The organism is Acinetobacter sp. UBA3106 (assembly GCA_002365595.1).
Lineage (GTDB): Bacteria > Pseudomonadota > Gammaproteobacteria > Pseudomonadales > Moraxellaceae > Acinetobacter.
The window spans coordinates 45,057-59,393 of record DFAM01000019.1; the positions used below are offsets into that span (position 1 = coordinate 45,057).

At 41.9% G+C, this 14,337-nt stretch carries 11 protein-coding genes and 1 pseudogene; 6 read left to right on the forward strand and 6 right to left on the reverse strand.

Annotated elements, in window-relative coordinates:
• Nucleotides 1–33: 33 nt before the first annotated feature.
• Nucleotides 34–1,866 (reverse strand): translational GTPase TypA, encoded by a 1,833-nt coding sequence (gene typA, locus B4C48_RS11600; protein WP_291356646.1) that lies wholly within the window; start codon nt 1,864–1,866, stop codon nt 34–36.
• A 173-nt stretch (nt 1,867–2,039) separates the two neighbouring features.
• Here typA and B4C48_RS11605 point away from each other — a divergent pair, with 173 nt between their 5' ends.
• The 3 genes from B4C48_RS11605 to B4C48_RS11615 all read left to right on the forward strand — a co-directional run bounded on the left by B4C48_RS11605 (nt 2,040) and on the right by B4C48_RS11615 (nt 5,978).
• Nucleotides 2,040–3,410: a uracil-xanthine permease family protein gene (locus B4C48_RS11605; protein ID WP_291356648.1), complete on the forward strand. Its 1,371-nt coding sequence runs from the start codon at nt 2,040–2,042 to the stop codon at nt 3,408–3,410.
• A gap of 65 nt (nt 3,411–3,475) precedes the next feature.
• A complete protein-coding gene (locus B4C48_RS11610) occupies nt 3,476–4,501 on the forward strand; it encodes a methyltransferase (RefSeq protein ID WP_291356651.1) in 1,026 nt (341 codons plus the stop codon).
• Between the two features lie 10 nt (nt 4,502–4,511).
• On the forward strand, nt 4,512–5,978 hold the full coding sequence (locus tag B4C48_RS11615; protein WP_291356653.1) for an amino acid permease: 1,467 nt from the start codon (nt 4,512–4,514) through the stop codon (nt 5,976–5,978).
• A 53-nt stretch (nt 5,979–6,031) separates the two neighbouring features.
• Here the strand turns inward: B4C48_RS11615 and B4C48_RS11620 are convergent, their stop codons facing one another.
• Nucleotides 6,032–6,859 carry an alpha/beta fold hydrolase gene (locus B4C48_RS11620; RefSeq protein WP_291356655.1) on the reverse strand — a complete coding sequence of 276 codons (828 nt, stop codon included), beginning with the start codon at nt 6,857–6,859 and terminating at the stop codon, nt 6,032–6,034.
• A 144-nt stretch (nt 6,860–7,003) separates the two neighbouring features.
• Nucleotides 7,004–8,074, reverse strand: a complete 1,071-nt coding sequence (gene omp38 / locus B4C48_RS11625) for an outer membrane protein Omp38 (RefSeq protein ID WP_291356657.1) — start codon at nt 8,072–8,074, stop codon at nt 7,004–7,006.
• A 374-nt stretch (nt 8,075–8,448) separates the two neighbouring features.
• Here omp38 and B4C48_RS11630 point away from each other — a divergent pair, with 374 nt between their 5' ends.
• The 3 genes from B4C48_RS11630 (at nt 8,449) to B4C48_RS11640 (ending at nt 10,944) form a co-directional block, all read left to right on the forward strand.
• Nucleotides 8,449–8,970, forward strand: a complete 522-nt coding sequence (locus tag B4C48_RS11630) for a GspH/FimT family pseudopilin (protein ID WP_291356660.1) — start codon at nt 8,449–8,451, stop codon at nt 8,968–8,970.
• Between the two features lie 114 nt (nt 8,971–9,084).
• The gene (locus B4C48_RS11635; protein ID WP_291356662.1) at nt 9,085–10,260 is read left to right on the forward strand and encodes a thiolase family protein; all 1,176 of its coding nucleotides are present in this window, start codon (nt 9,085–9,087) and stop codon (nt 10,258–10,260) included.
• 234 nt (nt 10,261–10,494) lie between these two features.
• A complete protein-coding gene (locus B4C48_RS11640) occupies nt 10,495–10,944 on the forward strand; it encodes a VOC family protein (RefSeq protein ID WP_291356664.1) in 450 nt (149 codons plus the stop codon).
• Nucleotides 10,945–11,005: 61 nt separating this feature from the next.
• On the opposite strand, the gene B4C48_RS11645 is transcribed toward B4C48_RS11640, so the two are convergent.
• The 3 genes and pseudogenes from B4C48_RS11645 to B4C48_RS11655 all read right to left on the reverse strand — a co-directional run.
• A complete protein-coding gene (locus B4C48_RS11645; RefSeq protein ID WP_291356666.1) occupies nt 11,006–11,491 on the reverse strand; it encodes a DUF934 domain-containing protein in 486 nt (161 codons plus the stop codon).
• Nucleotides 11,484–13,127 carry a nitrite/sulfite reductase gene (locus tag B4C48_RS11650; protein WP_291356668.1) on the reverse strand — a complete coding sequence of 548 codons (1,644 nt, stop codon included), beginning with the start codon at nt 13,125–13,127 and terminating at the stop codon, nt 11,484–11,486. The genes B4C48_RS11645 and B4C48_RS11650 overlap by 8 nt, the downstream gene beginning before the upstream one ends.
• Before the next feature lie 283 nt (nt 13,128–13,410).
• Nucleotides 13,411–14,337 (reverse strand): annotated as a pseudogene (locus B4C48_RS11655) (membrane-bound PQQ-dependent dehydrogenase, glucose/quinate/shikimate family); the annotation flags it as partial.

Genomic DNA, 14,337 nt, shown 5'->3' on the forward strand with positions numbered 1-14,337 from the left:
TTTTGCAATTCTTAATTTAATTAAATCAACAGATTAAGAACGGTTACGTTTACGTTCGTTTTCAGTCAACCAACGCTTACGGATACGGATTGACTTAGGTGTTACTTCAACTAATTCATCGTCTTCAATGAATTCAAGTGCTTGCTCTAGCGTGTATTCAATTGCAGGAACAAGTGTTAACGCATCATCCGTACCAGAAGCACGTACGTTAGTTAACTGTTTTGCTTTAGTTGGGTTAACAACCATATCGTCTGAACGAGAGTTAATACCTACGATCATACCTTCGTAGACTTCTAACTGAGGTTTAGCGAATAGACGACCACGGTCTTGCAAGCTGAACAATGCATAGCCCAAGCAAGTACCTTGAACCATAGAGATCAACACACCATTTTGACGTTTTGCAACAGTACCTTGTTTCATTGGACCGTAATGCGAGAAGCTTGATGTCATGATCCCTGTACCAGAAGTCATGGTCAAGAACTCAGAACGGAAACCAATCAAGCCACGTGAAGGAACAGTTGCTTCAATACGGATACGGCCTTTACCGTCAACTTCCATATTGGTCATTTCGCCTTTACGGTGACCCATTTGTTCCATTACAGAACCTTGGTGTTGTTCTTCAACGTCGAAAGTTACGTTTTCATACGGTTCTTGCATTTGACCGTCAACTTCTTTCAAGATTACTTGTGGACGAGACACGCCCATTTCGAAACCTTCACGACGCATGTTTTCGATCAATACTGAAAGGTGAAGTTCACCACGACCCGATACTTTGAAACGGTCTGGAGAATCAGTATCTTCAACACGAAGTGCTACGTTGTGGATCAACTCACGGTCTAGACGTTCACGGATATTACGTGAAGTCACGAATTTACCTTCTTTACCAGCAAACGGTGAGTTGTTTACCTGGAATGTCATCGATACTGTAGGTTCGTCTACAGACAATGGCGGTAAAGCTTCAACATTTTTAGGATCACAGATTGTGTCAGAGATATGAAGTTCATCAATACCTGTTACACATACGATGTCACCTGCATTCGCTTCTTCAACATCAACACGATCAAGACCGTGGTAACCCATGATTTTTAAGATACGACCGTTACGTGTCTTACCTTCTTTATCAATTACAGTTACTTGTGTGTTCAATTTAACTGAACCGCGTTGAATACGACCTACACCGATAACACCTACGAAGCTGTTATAGTCAAGTGAAGAGATCTGCATTTGGAATGGACCATCAACGTCAACAGCTGGTGGTTCAACGATGTCTACGATTGTTTGGAACAATGGAGTCATGTCATCAGCAAGTTCTTCTGGAGAAGGACCAGCAACACCACGTAGACCAGATGCATATACCACTGGGAAGTCTAACTGTTCGTCAGTACCGCCTAGGTTATCGAACAAATCGAATACTTGGTCAATGACCCAGTCTGGACGCGCGCTTGGCTTGTCAACTTTGTTGATAATTACGATTGGTTTCAAACCACGTGCGAACGCTTTTTGCGTTACGAAACGAGTTTGTGGCATCGGGCCTTCTTGTGAATCCACAAGAAGAAGTACGCAATCCACCATAGAAAGTACACGTTCAACTTCACCACCGAAGTCGGCGTGTCCCGGGGTGTCCACGATGTTGATACGGTATTCAGTGTTTGTACGCGCATCAGTCCATTTAATTGCAGTGTTTTTTGCAAGAATGGTAATACCGCGTTCAGACTCGATAGCGCCCGAATCCATGACACGCTCGATCTCACCCGCGCGATCACCGAGAGCACCTGATTGTTGCAAAAGTTTGTCTACAAGAGTGGTTTTACCATGATCGACGTGCGCAATAATGGCGATGTTACGGAGAGTTTTAATATCTGACATGTAAATTCGATACGTATTAAATTTGAGGGCAAATTATACAGAAAAAACTAAACTTTTAGTAGTGACTGTTTATTGATGGTTACAAGTTTTTTTGACTAATACCGTGGTTTTTGGTTTGTAAACTCCTGTAACTCGATTAGAATAACGGCAAATTGCTGCTGTACCATCCTTACATGTCTGATTTAAAAAACTCTCCCGAGCCACAGGATCGTCTTGATTTGGTCTACGGATTAAACGATCAACCCAAACCATTCATCGCTTTTTTAGCTGCTTTGCAACATCTACTTGCGATTATTGTCCCGATTGTCACCCCCGGATTGCTCATCTGCTTAGCGCTTGGTGTTTCAAAAGAAGACACCAACATGATTCTTTCCATGTCTCTGGTGATTTCGGGTATTGCAACCTTCCTGCAATGTAAAAAAGTCGGACCTTTTGGTGCAGGCCTTTTAATTGTTCAAGGCACCAGTTTTAACTTTATTGGTCCTATTATCGGGATTGGTTCAGCGATGGTCGCTGCTGGTACACCAGTTGAAGCAGTAATGGCGTCTATTTTTGGAGTGGTGATTGCAGGCTCATTTATTGAAATGGGTGTGTCACGCATTTTACCGTGGATCAAAAAACTGATTACCCCACTGGTCACAGGTATTGTGGTACTGCTGATTGGTTTGACCTTAATTAAAGAAGGTTTAATCAGTATGGGTGGCGGTTATCAGGCCATGGGTGATAAAACCTTTGCCAATGCAGACAACCTGATCATGTCATGTACGGTACTGGCGATTATTATTATCTTGAACCGTATCCGTATTACCTGGATTAAAAGTTCAGCCATTCTGATTGCCTTGATTATTGGTTATGCACTTGCCGGCTTTATGGGTCATCTGGATTTTTCAGGCTTGAAAGATGCACCGCTAGTTCAGATTCCAACCCCAATGCATTTTGGTTTAAGCTTCTCTTGGAGTCTGTTTATTCCAATGGCATTTATCTATCTGGTCACGTCACTAGAAGCGATTGGTGACATTACTGCAACGTCAAAAATTTCCAATCAGCCAGTTGACGGTCCAGTATGGATGGAACGTATTAAAGGTGGGGTGCTGGTTAATGGTGCCAACTCTCTACTTGCAGGTTTATTCAATACTTTCCCAAGTTCTGTATTTGCACAAAATAATGGTGTGATTCAGCTTACTGGGGTGGCGAGCCGCTACGTGGGTATCTGGATTGCTGCACTCCTAGTTATTCTGGGACTACTTCCAGCAGTTGCAGGCGTGATTCAAGCTGTTCCGCAGGCTGTATTGGGTGGTGCTGTCATGGTCATGTTTGGTGCAGTAGCTGCCTCTGGTATTAATATCCTTTCAGGCACTCATCTTGATCGCCGTGCCCTACTGATTATTGCCATTTCTTTGGCACTCGGTTTGGGTGTTGCACAAGTGCCACAAATTTTAGAACATCTTCCTGAATTATTTCGTAACATCTTTAGTTCTGGTGTTGCGACTGGCGGTATTGCAGCATTGCTTTTAAATATTATTCTTCCTGAATCGAAGAAATAATTTCATTTCAGCATCAACTCTGCCCAGCATTGTCTGGGCAGAGTTTTTCAATGGCGAGATAAAAAATGGATCCAAGAAGTGAAGTTGTCATTCGGCAGCATGAATATCTTTCTGGACGTGTGCTTCTGGTAAATGCACCTACGGATGATTTACTTTCCAATCTAGAGAAAGACATCAGCCCATGTTTATGGACATGGAATTATAATGAATTTCAATATTTTCAGTCGCAGCAGGCCAATGTTCATTTTGGTGTAGATCTTCCTGAAGGCAGTTTTGACCAGGCCATTATTTTTGTGCCCAAGTCTAAGGAACTCTTAAATTATCTGCTGCACAATGTAGTCAGCCGTTTAGGTTTGGGAGCATCAATTTTCCTGGTCGGTGAAAAGAAAGGCGGTGTCGAACGCGCTTCGAAACAGTTACAGCCTTATGGTAAAATTCTTAAACTGGATAGCGCACGCCATTGCCAAATGTGGCAAGTCACCGTTGAATCCACCGTGAAAGAAAAAGCTCTGGCAGATTGGGCACAACAATATACCGTTGCAACGCCTAAAGGGGATTTAAGCATTTGTGCTTTACCTGGTGTATTTAGCCAAAATCGTTTAGATGTCGGTACAGCGGTATTTTTACCATTTTTATCTCAAGTCACTTCAGGTAAAATTGCCGACTTTGGTTGTGGTGCCGGAGTGATCAGTGCTTATCTGGCGAAACTGAATCCAAAAAACCGTATTTTTGCGATGGATGTCGATGCTTTTGCCTTAGCTTCTACCCGCATGACTTTTGAAAAAAACAGCCTATCACCAGAACAGCTGGAAATTACAGCGGTGACAGGCATTGAAGATGCGCCGCTTTTCTTGCATGCCATTGTCAGCAATCCCCCTTTTCATCAAGGCATTCAGACCAATTACGATGCCAGTGAAAACTTGTGTAAGACGTCACGCCGGCATTTAAAATCGGGTGGTGAATTATGGATTGTGGCAAACCGTTTTTTAAATTATCCATTACTCATTGAACAAAGCTTTGGCCAGTGTACAACCAAAGCAGATCAACAAGGCTTTAAAGTGCTGTTCGCTAGCACTGAAAAGAAATCTTAAGGAACAACGGATGAGCGAAACTCAATCTGCACATTTAAAGCGTAAGCTGGGTGCACGTCATTTGAATATGATCGCCATTGGTGGTTCTATCGGTACAGGCTTATTCCTGGCTTCTGGTGCAACAATTGCTAATGCCGGTCCGGGCGGTGCTTTACTGGCTTACTGTCTGATTGGGATCATGATTTATTTCTTGATGACCAGTCTGGGGGAGCTTGCGACACATAATCCAACTTCAGGTGCCTTTTTTACTTATGGTACCAAATATGTTGAAGGTGGTTTTGGATTCGCCTTAGGCTGGAACTATTGGTACAACTGGGCCATTACCGTTGCTTTTGAGCTGGTTGCGGTTCAGTTTATTATGAAATTCTGGTTTCCTGATATTCCCGGATTCTACTGGAGTGCCATTTTTCTTGCCGTGATTTTTGCCATTAACTCGCTCACAGTGAAAGGCTTTGGTGAAAGTGAATTTTTATTTTCACTGGTTAAAGTGATTGCCATTATTGTCTTTATCATTATTGGCATGGCCATGATTGTCAAAATCATGCTGACTCCGAATATGCTGACTTTTGCCAACTGGACCAAAGGTGAAGCTCCTTTTGTCGGCGGCTTTCAAGCGCTAATCGGGGTTGCCATGATTGCCGGATTCTCCTTCCAGGGCACCGAAATGGTTGGTGTTGCCGCAGGTGAATCCAAAAATCCCAAAAAGACCATTCCCATTGCGATTAAACAGATTTTCTGGCGAATTTTACTGTTTTATGTCGTGTGTATTTTCATTATCGGCACTTTGGTGGCCTATGATGATCCTCGTCTTTTACAAGCTGCATCAAGCGAAGACATTACCTTATCGCCCTTTACCTTGTTATACGAACAGGCTGGATTTGCCTTTGCAGCCAGTTTGATGAATGCGGTGATTTTAACTGCCATTTTATCTGCAGGTAATTCAGGCATGTATTCTTCTACCCGCATGCTGTTTGATATGGCACGTAAAGGCAGTGCGCCAAAATTATTCGCACGTCTGGACCGCCGTGGCGTACCAATGAATGCCCTCTATGCCACCACTGCAATTGCAGCGCTTTGCTTCTTGACCACCTTTATTGGTGAACAACAAGTATTTAACTGGTTGTTAAATATGTCAGGCATGTGCGGATTTATTGTCTGGCTGGGAATTGCCATTTCACACTACCGTTTCCGGAAAGGTTATTTGGCACAAGGTTATAAACTGGAAGATCTAGCCTATAAAGCCAAGTTTTTCCCATTTGCCCCTTGGTTTGCATTTATCCTGTGTTCAATCATTATTCTGGGTCAAAACTACGAAGCGCTTATTGGTGGAAAAGTTGATTGGTTAGGTTTGCTATCTACTTATATTAGTATTCCACTATTCTTGGTGATTTGGTTAGGTTATAAGTGGAAAAACAAAACCAAATTAGTTGCTTATCAAGATATGGATGTTAAACCCATGAATCCCGATCAGGACTAAATCTGGTATTCAAAAAAAACAGCCTTCGGGCTGTTTTTTTATGTGTGTCACCGTCAGTGATTTGCCAGAAACTCCTTCAAAACAAAGCTGACTTCATTTTTATGGGTGGTACATAGTCCATGTGGCGCTCCCTTAATTTGCTCTTCTACACCCTGTTGTAGAAGTTTGACTGTCTGCTGACTACAAATTTCGGGTGGTACGATTTCATCGGCAGTCCCATACAGCACCAAAGTAGGAATCGTGATTTGTTTTAAATCTTCACGTAAATCTGTTTCTGAAAATGCGTGGATACAGTCGTAATGAGCCTTGATTGAACCTTGCATTGCAATACGCCAAAAATTTTGTATCACACCTTCCGAGGTTTTATTTAAAAGTTTGTCATAGCCATAAAACTGTTTGGCAAAATCTAGATAAAAATCAGCTCTGTTATCGAGTAAATTTGCCCGCATTTCATCAAAAATATCTGGATCAACGCCATGTGGATTATCATCTCGCCAAATCAGTAAGGGAGTAACAGCCGCAATCAAGGCCAGTTTAGTGACTTTATTTTGGCCATATTTTGCCGTATAACGGGTGACCACTGCCCCACCAGTAGAATGTCCAACTAAAGCAAATTCAGTTAAACCGAGGTGCTCAATAAGTTGATGCATATCTTGCGCATATTGATCAATAGTATGTCCAGTCCAAGGCTGACTCGACCGTCCATGACCACGCCGATCAAATGCAATGACCCGATAACCATGCTCAGCAAGAAACAACATTTGATCTTCAAAAGCATCACTGGATAAAGGCCATCCATGGGAAAAGACCACTACGGGACCATTGCCCCAATCCTTATAATAAATCGAGGTTCCATCTGTGGTGGTTAACATTTGCGTCATTTTTTCACCCTCTTTTTATTGTGTATATGGGTGTTTATTAGAACAAGATCAAAATAAAATTATGTATTAAACAAGTTATGCTTATGTAGCCCATAAAAAAAAGCAGCCTTACGGCTGCTTTTTTCAAATCAGTTCAATAATGAATTATTGAGCTGCAGGAGCTTGTTGAGCAGGTTCTGCAACAACAGTACGGCTACCAGAGATAGTCGCGAATACGCGACGGTTCATAGCACGGCCTTCTTTAGTGTTGTTGTCAGCAATCGGTTGATCCCAAGCGAAACCTTGAGTAGACAAACGAGCTGGATCTACATTGTATTCATTTACAAGTGAAGATTTAACAGAGTTAGCACGAGCTAAAGATAAACGTTCGTTCAATGCACGTGGACCAGTGTTATCTGTGTGACCTTCGATGCGAGCAGTAGCGTTTGGATATTCAACTAACTTCTCAGCAACTTTAGCGATTTCTGGTTTGTATTGGTCTTTGATGTTTGATTTGTTTGTATCAAAGAACACACGAAGTTCCATGTTAAGGTCTTCAGTCAACTCTTGTGGAGCTGGTTGAACTGGAGCTACAGGCTCAACTGGAGCGACTTCTACTACAGGGGCAGCAGGCTTCAAGTGACCGCCAAGAACTACGTTAAGACCAGCTAAAGCTGTATAGTTCCAGAAATCTTCATCGACGTTATAAGTAGCACGAGCTTCAGTACGTAGCGATAAAGCATCGTTTAAGCGCCAGAAAGCACCTAGACCAGCGTTACCCAAAGTACCTTCTTCTTCAAGACCACGACCTACACGGCCAACAGTATTGTCAAATTCATATTTATAGTGACCAGCACCTAATAATACGTAAGGTTTGATTTTGCTGTCATAATTTTTAGTGATCAAATCAGAAGTAGCATAGAAGTTACCATTGATTTGAGTTTGCTTGTATTCAGAACCTGCAGGAACGCCAAGGCCTTCTACATCACCTTTCACTTGGTTATATTCAGCTTCAAAGCCTAACCATGGAGTTAATTCAACACCCAGTGCTGCACCAACGAATAAATCGTCTTGAATTTCAGGAGCACTTGTTAAATCACCTTTATCACCCGCATTGTTGTGTTGAGTGTCTTGGAAAGTGTAACCAAGCATTAATGGAGTAACAGTTACGCCAGCGTTAGCAGCTGCTAAAGGTGCAGCAACGAGCATTGCTAAAGCAATACGACTCATTTTCATGGATTTATCCTCCAGAGATAACAATTGTTGTTCAAGCTCAAGCCTAGAATTTGACTATTTCTGAGATAGGCTTTCTTTTACCCCAGTTTTATTCTTAAGCTATTCACAGTGAATCATACAAACACTTTATTTTTTTTCCAAGTGCTTGATAATTTTAATCAAGTAAATTATTGACAAAATTACTTACAATTTCCGTTGTAATTCGGTAATTTTTTACTCAATTTATTCTTATGAATAGCTTATTGTCACTTGCAAATTATTTTAACAGCTTTCTTAAAAGTTAAGTAATAAATATTACCAACAAAAAACAATTAAAAAACAAAATATTAATAACACAAATAATTAAAAAAAAATATCTTACAGGATCACTTTAAATGCTTTTTCAACAAAAAAATGGTTTTACATTAATTGAGCTAATTGTCACTTTGGCTATTTTTGCAATTCTGGCTACCATTGCTTTGCCTTATTTTCAAGAAATGAAAGCTAAACAGGAAGTCAACGACACCACAAACAAACTGATTTCAACAATTCATTTAGCCAAAACTCAAGCTGCTCTTTATCATACCAATGTAGTACTGTGCCCAAGTCAAAATAAGGTGAATTGTCAAACAAACCAATGGACTGCCGGTTTACTTGTTTTCCTGGATAGCAATAAAAATAGACAAATTGATACAGGCGAAAAAATAATTTATACAGAATCAACCAATTTAAAATATGGGCATTTAGACTGGAGAGGGACTTTAAGTGTTCCCAGCTTAACTTTTCAAGCCGAAAATGGTCTTCCTATAGGTTCAAATGGCAGCTTTTATTACTGTTCAATATTGTCCGATCATCACAAAAAACTGGTTCTTAGTGCAATGGGGCATATGCGGATAGAAAACCTGTCTATCTGCTAAAAACTTATCAGTCTAAAGACGTAGTCTCCTCCCTCTTTATTCCGGCTCATTTTTCAATATACTGCTTAAGCTTGGAAAATAATTCCCTAAAAAGTAAATCTCGGAGAAAGAACAATGACAGACATCGTAATTGTAAATGGTGCACGTACCGCTATGGGCGGATTTCAAGGTAGCTTAGCCAGCGTAACAGCACCGGAACTTGGCGCAGCATCAATCAAGGAAGCGATTGCCCGTGCAGGCTTACAACCTACTGATGTCGAAGAAGTCATTATGGGCTGTGTTTTGCCTGCCGGCTTAAAACAGGGACCCGCACGTCAAGCGATGCGTAAAGCGGGGCTACCTGATTCAACAGGCGCAGTTACTATTAATAAGTTATGTGGTTCTGGGATGAAAGCCGTCATGCAAGCGGCTGACATGATTAAAGCCGGTTCTGCTGACATTGTGGTTGCGGGTGGCATGGAATCGATGACCAATGCACCGTATGTATTACCTAAAGCGCGCGGTGGCTTTCGCATGGGCCATGGTGAAATTAAAGACCATATGTTCTTGGATGGTTTGGAAGATGCAGAGACTGGTCGCTTGATGGGTTCTTTTGCGCAAGATATGGCAAATACACGTGGCTACACCCGTGAACAAATGGATGCCTTTGCAATTCGTTCATTAGAGCGCGCACAAAAAGCGGTGAATCAAGGCTACTTTGCCGATGAAATCGTGCCAGTTACGGTTTCTACTCGCAAAGGTGATGTCGTTGTTGATAAAGATGAACAACCCTTCAATGCCAATATCGACAAGATTCCAACCTTACGCCCTGCATTTGCTAAAGATGGCACCATTACTGCTGCCAATGCCAGCTCAATCTCAGATGGTGCCTCTGCCCTTGTGCTTACCTCAGGTGAAAATGCAGCAGCAAAAGGCTTAAAACCATTGGCTAAAATTGTCGCTTATGCTTCAAATTCACAACATCCTTCAGAATTTACCATTGCTCCAGTCGGTGCCATCCAAAAAGTGCTAAATAAAACCGGTTGGGATGCACAGGACGTCGATCTATGGGAAATTAACGAAGCTTTTGCCATGGTGACCATGTGCCCAATGGATGACTTCAAGCTTGATCCTGAAAAAGTAAATATCAACGGTGGTGCATGTGCACTCGGTCATCCTGTCGGTTCTACCGGTTCGCGTATTATCCTGACCTTGATCCATGCATTAAAACGCACAGGTGGCAAAAAAGGGATTGCTGCACTCTGTATTGGTGGTGGTGAAGCGACTGCTGTGGCGATTGAATTGCTTTAAAAGAAATCTCCCTATAGTAAAGGTAAAGCAGTATTACTGTGCAAGAGATAGATTGATACATTGCTATAATTGAAAAATAATCCTCCCCTAGCCCCTCCTTTACAAAAGGAGGGGAAATTATAAATCCCTCCACATGCAGGGATTTTTTATTCTTACATTTTCTTATATTTTTATTCTCAAAATTTAGTTAAGCCTGTTAAATTAGAACCATAAAAACAACAACAAAGGTGCGCTATGCAACTCAATCATTATCTTAATTTTCAGGGTGAAACCGAAGCAGCTTTTAATTTTTATAAATCTGTTTTTGGTGGTGAATTTTCAACTCTTACCCGTTATGGTGAAATGCCCTCTGAACAAGGCAAAACACTTTCTGAAACCGATAAAAATCTTATTCTGCATGTATCATTACCAATTAATGCATTTATGGAGTTAATGGGATCTGATACCAGCACTCAATTCTGTGCGCAAAACAATGCTGCGCTCAATAAAGGGAATAACCACTATATTTCAATTAATTTGCATGCCCATGAACAAGATAAAGCTAAACGCTTATTTGATGCTTTATCGGTGAATGCACAAATTGAAATGCCTTTAGAAAAGACATTCTGGGGTGCGCTCTACGGTGCACTTACCGATCAGTTTGGGATTAAATGGATGGTGAATTGTCAGCTTGAAGCCATGTAAATGTTCCAAACTTAAAAAGCCTCCATATGGAGGCTTTTTAACTTGAGCTTAATCAATGAGATTAAGCACCTGTTTGATAATGTGCCTGTGCAACCGCAGTCGATGCTTGGTACGGGTTTTTGAAATCATTCAAACCGGCAGCGGCTTCCTGAATATCTTTACCTTCTTTAATTACGAAAGTATCAAAACCAGAACGCTTCATGTAGTTCAACACATCTTTGAATACATCACCGGTGGCACAAAGTTCGCCCTGGAAACCTTGACGGCGAAGAAGGGCCGCAAATGAATAACCACGACCATCGTTAAAGCCAGCAAATTCAATAAAGATCGCATCCAACTGGTCAAGCGGAAATTCATGTGTTTCAGGAGATGCATCAACAGTTAAGTAAAGTGCTTTTTTACCTGAAACATTGGTGATTTGATCTAATTGCTCAACAGTTAAAACCACATCACCTTGTGGCAATACGCCATCTTCACCAATCAATTGATAGGTATTGTCTGCAATCGTGCCATCTTTAGAGAGCACTTGTAGTGCGGTATTAAGCATATGCACGCTCCTTGAAGGGTTGAATGCCGACACGGCGGTAAGTATCAATGAACTCTTCACCATCTTGACGTAAATCAAGATAGGTATTCAAAATTTCTTCGATAATGTCAGGTACCACTTCAGCTGCAAATGATGGGCCAAGAATGTCACCGATCGATGCATCATGGTCTGCATTACCACCCAAAGTAATCTGGTAGAACTCGGCACCTTTTTTATCGACACCCAAGATACCAATATTACCGACATGGTGGTGACCGCAGGCATTCATGCAACCTGAGATATTCAGATCCAGTTTACCCAAGTTATAGATGGTATCCAGGTCATCAAAACGGCGTGAAATCGCTTCTGAAATCGGAATTGATTTCGCATTCGCCAATGAGCAGAAGTCACCGCCCGGGCAGCAGATGATGTCGGTCAAGAACCCGATATGCGCACGTGCTAGGTTGTGTTGATCGAGAATTTGCCACAATTCAAACAGATCTTTTTGCGGTACATCAACCAAAGCAATATTTTGTTCGTGTGTGGTACGGAACTCGCCGAAGGTGTACTTGTCTGCAAGGTCTGCAATCAGGTTCATCTCTTCAACGGTCATATCACCCGGCGCAATACCGGCACGTTTCAGTGAGATGGTTACGATACGGTAACCTTTTACTTTATGTGCATTGGTGTTGATATTAAACCATTGCTTGAACTTTGGATGCGCTGCAAACTGTTCAGTGAAATCTTCATCGGCATAATCTTGGTAAGCAAATGGTGTGAAGTTCTCATCCATTTTTGCCAAGGTGTCAGCATCGATTTTCAGTGTTTTCACAGTATGTGCAAATTCAGCTTCAACTTTTTCTGCAAATATTGCTGGAGTCAACGCTTTTACTAAAATCTTGATACGTGCTTTATATTTGTTATCACGACGACCGTGCAAGTTATACACACGAAGGACTGCTTCCAAATACGCAATCAAATCTTCACGTGGCAAGAATTCACGGATAAAGCTACCAATCACTGGGGTACGACCTAAACCACCACCCACTTTGATTTTATAGCCCATCTCACCTGCTTCATTACGCACGATGTAAACACCAATATCGTGGAATGAAGTTGCCGCACGGTCGGTTTCTTCTAATGCAGAAACCGCAATTTTGAACTTACGTGGCAAGAAGGCAAATTCTGGGTGGAAAGTTGACCACTGACGGATCAATTCACAGGTCGGACGTGGATCGGCCACTTCACCAGCAACCACACCTGCATACTGGTCAGTGGTGGTGTTACGAATACAGTTCCCAGAGGTCTGGATGGCATGCATTTGCACAGATGCCAACTCTTGCAACATGTCTGGTACATTTTCTAGTGCAGGCCAGTTAAACTGAATATTTTGACGTGTTGATACGTGCGCATAGCCACGGTCATAGTCTTTGGCTAATTCCGCAATTTTACGCAGTTGTTTAGAATTCATCAGACCATAAGGTACTGCAATACGCAACATTGGCGCATAACGTTGTACATAAAGGCCGTTTTGCAGACGAAGCGGACGGTATTCATCTTCCGTCAATTTACCCGCTAAATAACGTTCCGTTTGGTCACGGAACTGTGCAACACGTTCATTGATCAGTTGCTGATCGAAATCAGTATATAAATACATGGCGTACAGCTAGTAGTTTCTATTATATCGCCGGCAAGGATAACGAGATTAAAACTATCAATAAAATGCTTTTTATACATATTTCATAGCGGTTTTATTGATAAGCATGTCGAGCTTTTGCTTATTCGCGAGTTACAGACGAATTGTGCTACTTTTATTGCAATTAATCTTATTTTCATTTGCTTAGCACTTTTTCTTATATTCCTTTCGTTTTCATTAATTTTATATGGATATAAAAAAAGCCTGACGAATCAGGCTTTTTTTAACAGAGCAATGAACTCAATTATTTTTTGTCTGGCAGTGCATAAGCAACCACAGAGTCACCCATTTTGGTACCAAACGAACCATGACCACCCGCCATGATCACAACGTATTGTTTACCATTGGCTTCATAAGTCATAGGAGTAGCTTGACCACCCGCAGGAAGACGACCTTTCCATAGCTCATCACCGTTAGTTACGTTGATTGCACGGATGTAGTTATCTTGAGTACCGCCCACAAACATGACATTACCTGCAGTTGAGATAGAACCACCCAACATTGGCACCCCCATTTTGAATGGCGGTAATGGAATACCCGGCATACTGTCACGAATAGTACCAATACGGCGTTTCCAAGCCACTTCATGCGTATTTAAATCGACACCCGCCACGAAGCCCCAAGAAGGTTGTTTACACGGTAGGCCGAATGGCGACAAGAAGGCACTGATTTCAACACCATAAGGCACGCCATACATCGGTTGAACACCCGCTTCCGTACCCGCACCTTTGGCAGTTTGCTTACGGTTTGGATCTTCAGGAATCAGTCTAGATACAAATGGCAAGCCAATTGGGTTCATGACTGCAATTTGACGGTCCGGGTTCACCGACATACCACCCCATTCGAACACACCCAAGTTACCCGGGAACACCAAAGTACCATTTTCAGATGGTGGCGTATAAATGCCATCGTAGTTCAATTTCTTGAAAGATACACGGCACATTAACTGGTCAAACATTGTGGCACCCCACATCTGCTTATCAGTCAATTTGTCTTTTGGCGCCATGTCAAAATCAGAGAACGGTTGCGTTGGTGAATAACGTTCGCCTTTGGTTTGCGGACCACGTTTCACTGTTTGTGGAACCGGTTTCTCGGTAATCGGAACAATTGCCTCACCTGTACGGCGGTCTAAAACAAAGGCATTCCCTGTTTTAGTCAACACATAAATCGC

Excerpts from the sequence above, each read along its gene's own strand:
- B4C48_RS11650 (WP_291356668.1), bottom strand. The coding sequence starts at position 13,127 with ATGTATTTATATACTGATTTCGATCAGCAACTGATCAATGAACGTGTT.
- B4C48_RS11635 (WP_291356662.1), top strand. The coding sequence starts at position 9,085 with ATGACAGACATCGTAATTGTAAATGGTGCACGTACCGCTATGGGCGGA.
- B4C48_RS11630 (WP_291356660.1), top strand. The coding sequence starts at position 8,449 with ATGCTTTTTCAACAAAAAAATGGTTTTACATTAATTGAGCTAATTGTC.
- B4C48_RS11640 (WP_291356664.1), top strand. The coding sequence starts at position 10,495 with ATGCAACTCAATCATTATCTTAATTTTCAGGGTGAAACCGAAGCAGCT.
- B4C48_RS11605 (WP_291356648.1), top strand. The coding sequence starts at position 2,040 with ATGTCTGATTTAAAAAACTCTCCCGAGCCACAGGATCGTCTTGATTTG.
- B4C48_RS11620 (WP_291356655.1), bottom strand. The coding sequence starts at position 6,859 with ATGACGCAAATGTTAACCACCACAGATGGAACCTCGATTTATTATAAG.
- B4C48_RS11610 (WP_291356651.1), top strand. The coding sequence starts at position 3,476 with ATGGATCCAAGAAGTGAAGTTGTCATTCGGCAGCATGAATATCTTTCT.
- typA (WP_291356646.1), bottom strand. The coding sequence starts at position 1,866 with ATGTCAGATATTAAAACTCTCCGTAACATCGCCATTATTGCGCACGTC.
- B4C48_RS11615 (WP_291356653.1), top strand. The coding sequence starts at position 4,512 with ATGAGCGAAACTCAATCTGCACATTTAAAGCGTAAGCTGGGTGCACGT.
- omp38 (WP_291356657.1), bottom strand. The coding sequence starts at position 8,074 with ATGAAAATGAGTCGTATTGCTTTAGCAATGCTCGTTGCTGCACCTTTA.
- B4C48_RS11645 (WP_291356666.1), bottom strand. The coding sequence starts at position 11,491 with ATGCTTAATACCGCACTACAAGTGCTCTCTAAAGATGGCACGATTGCA.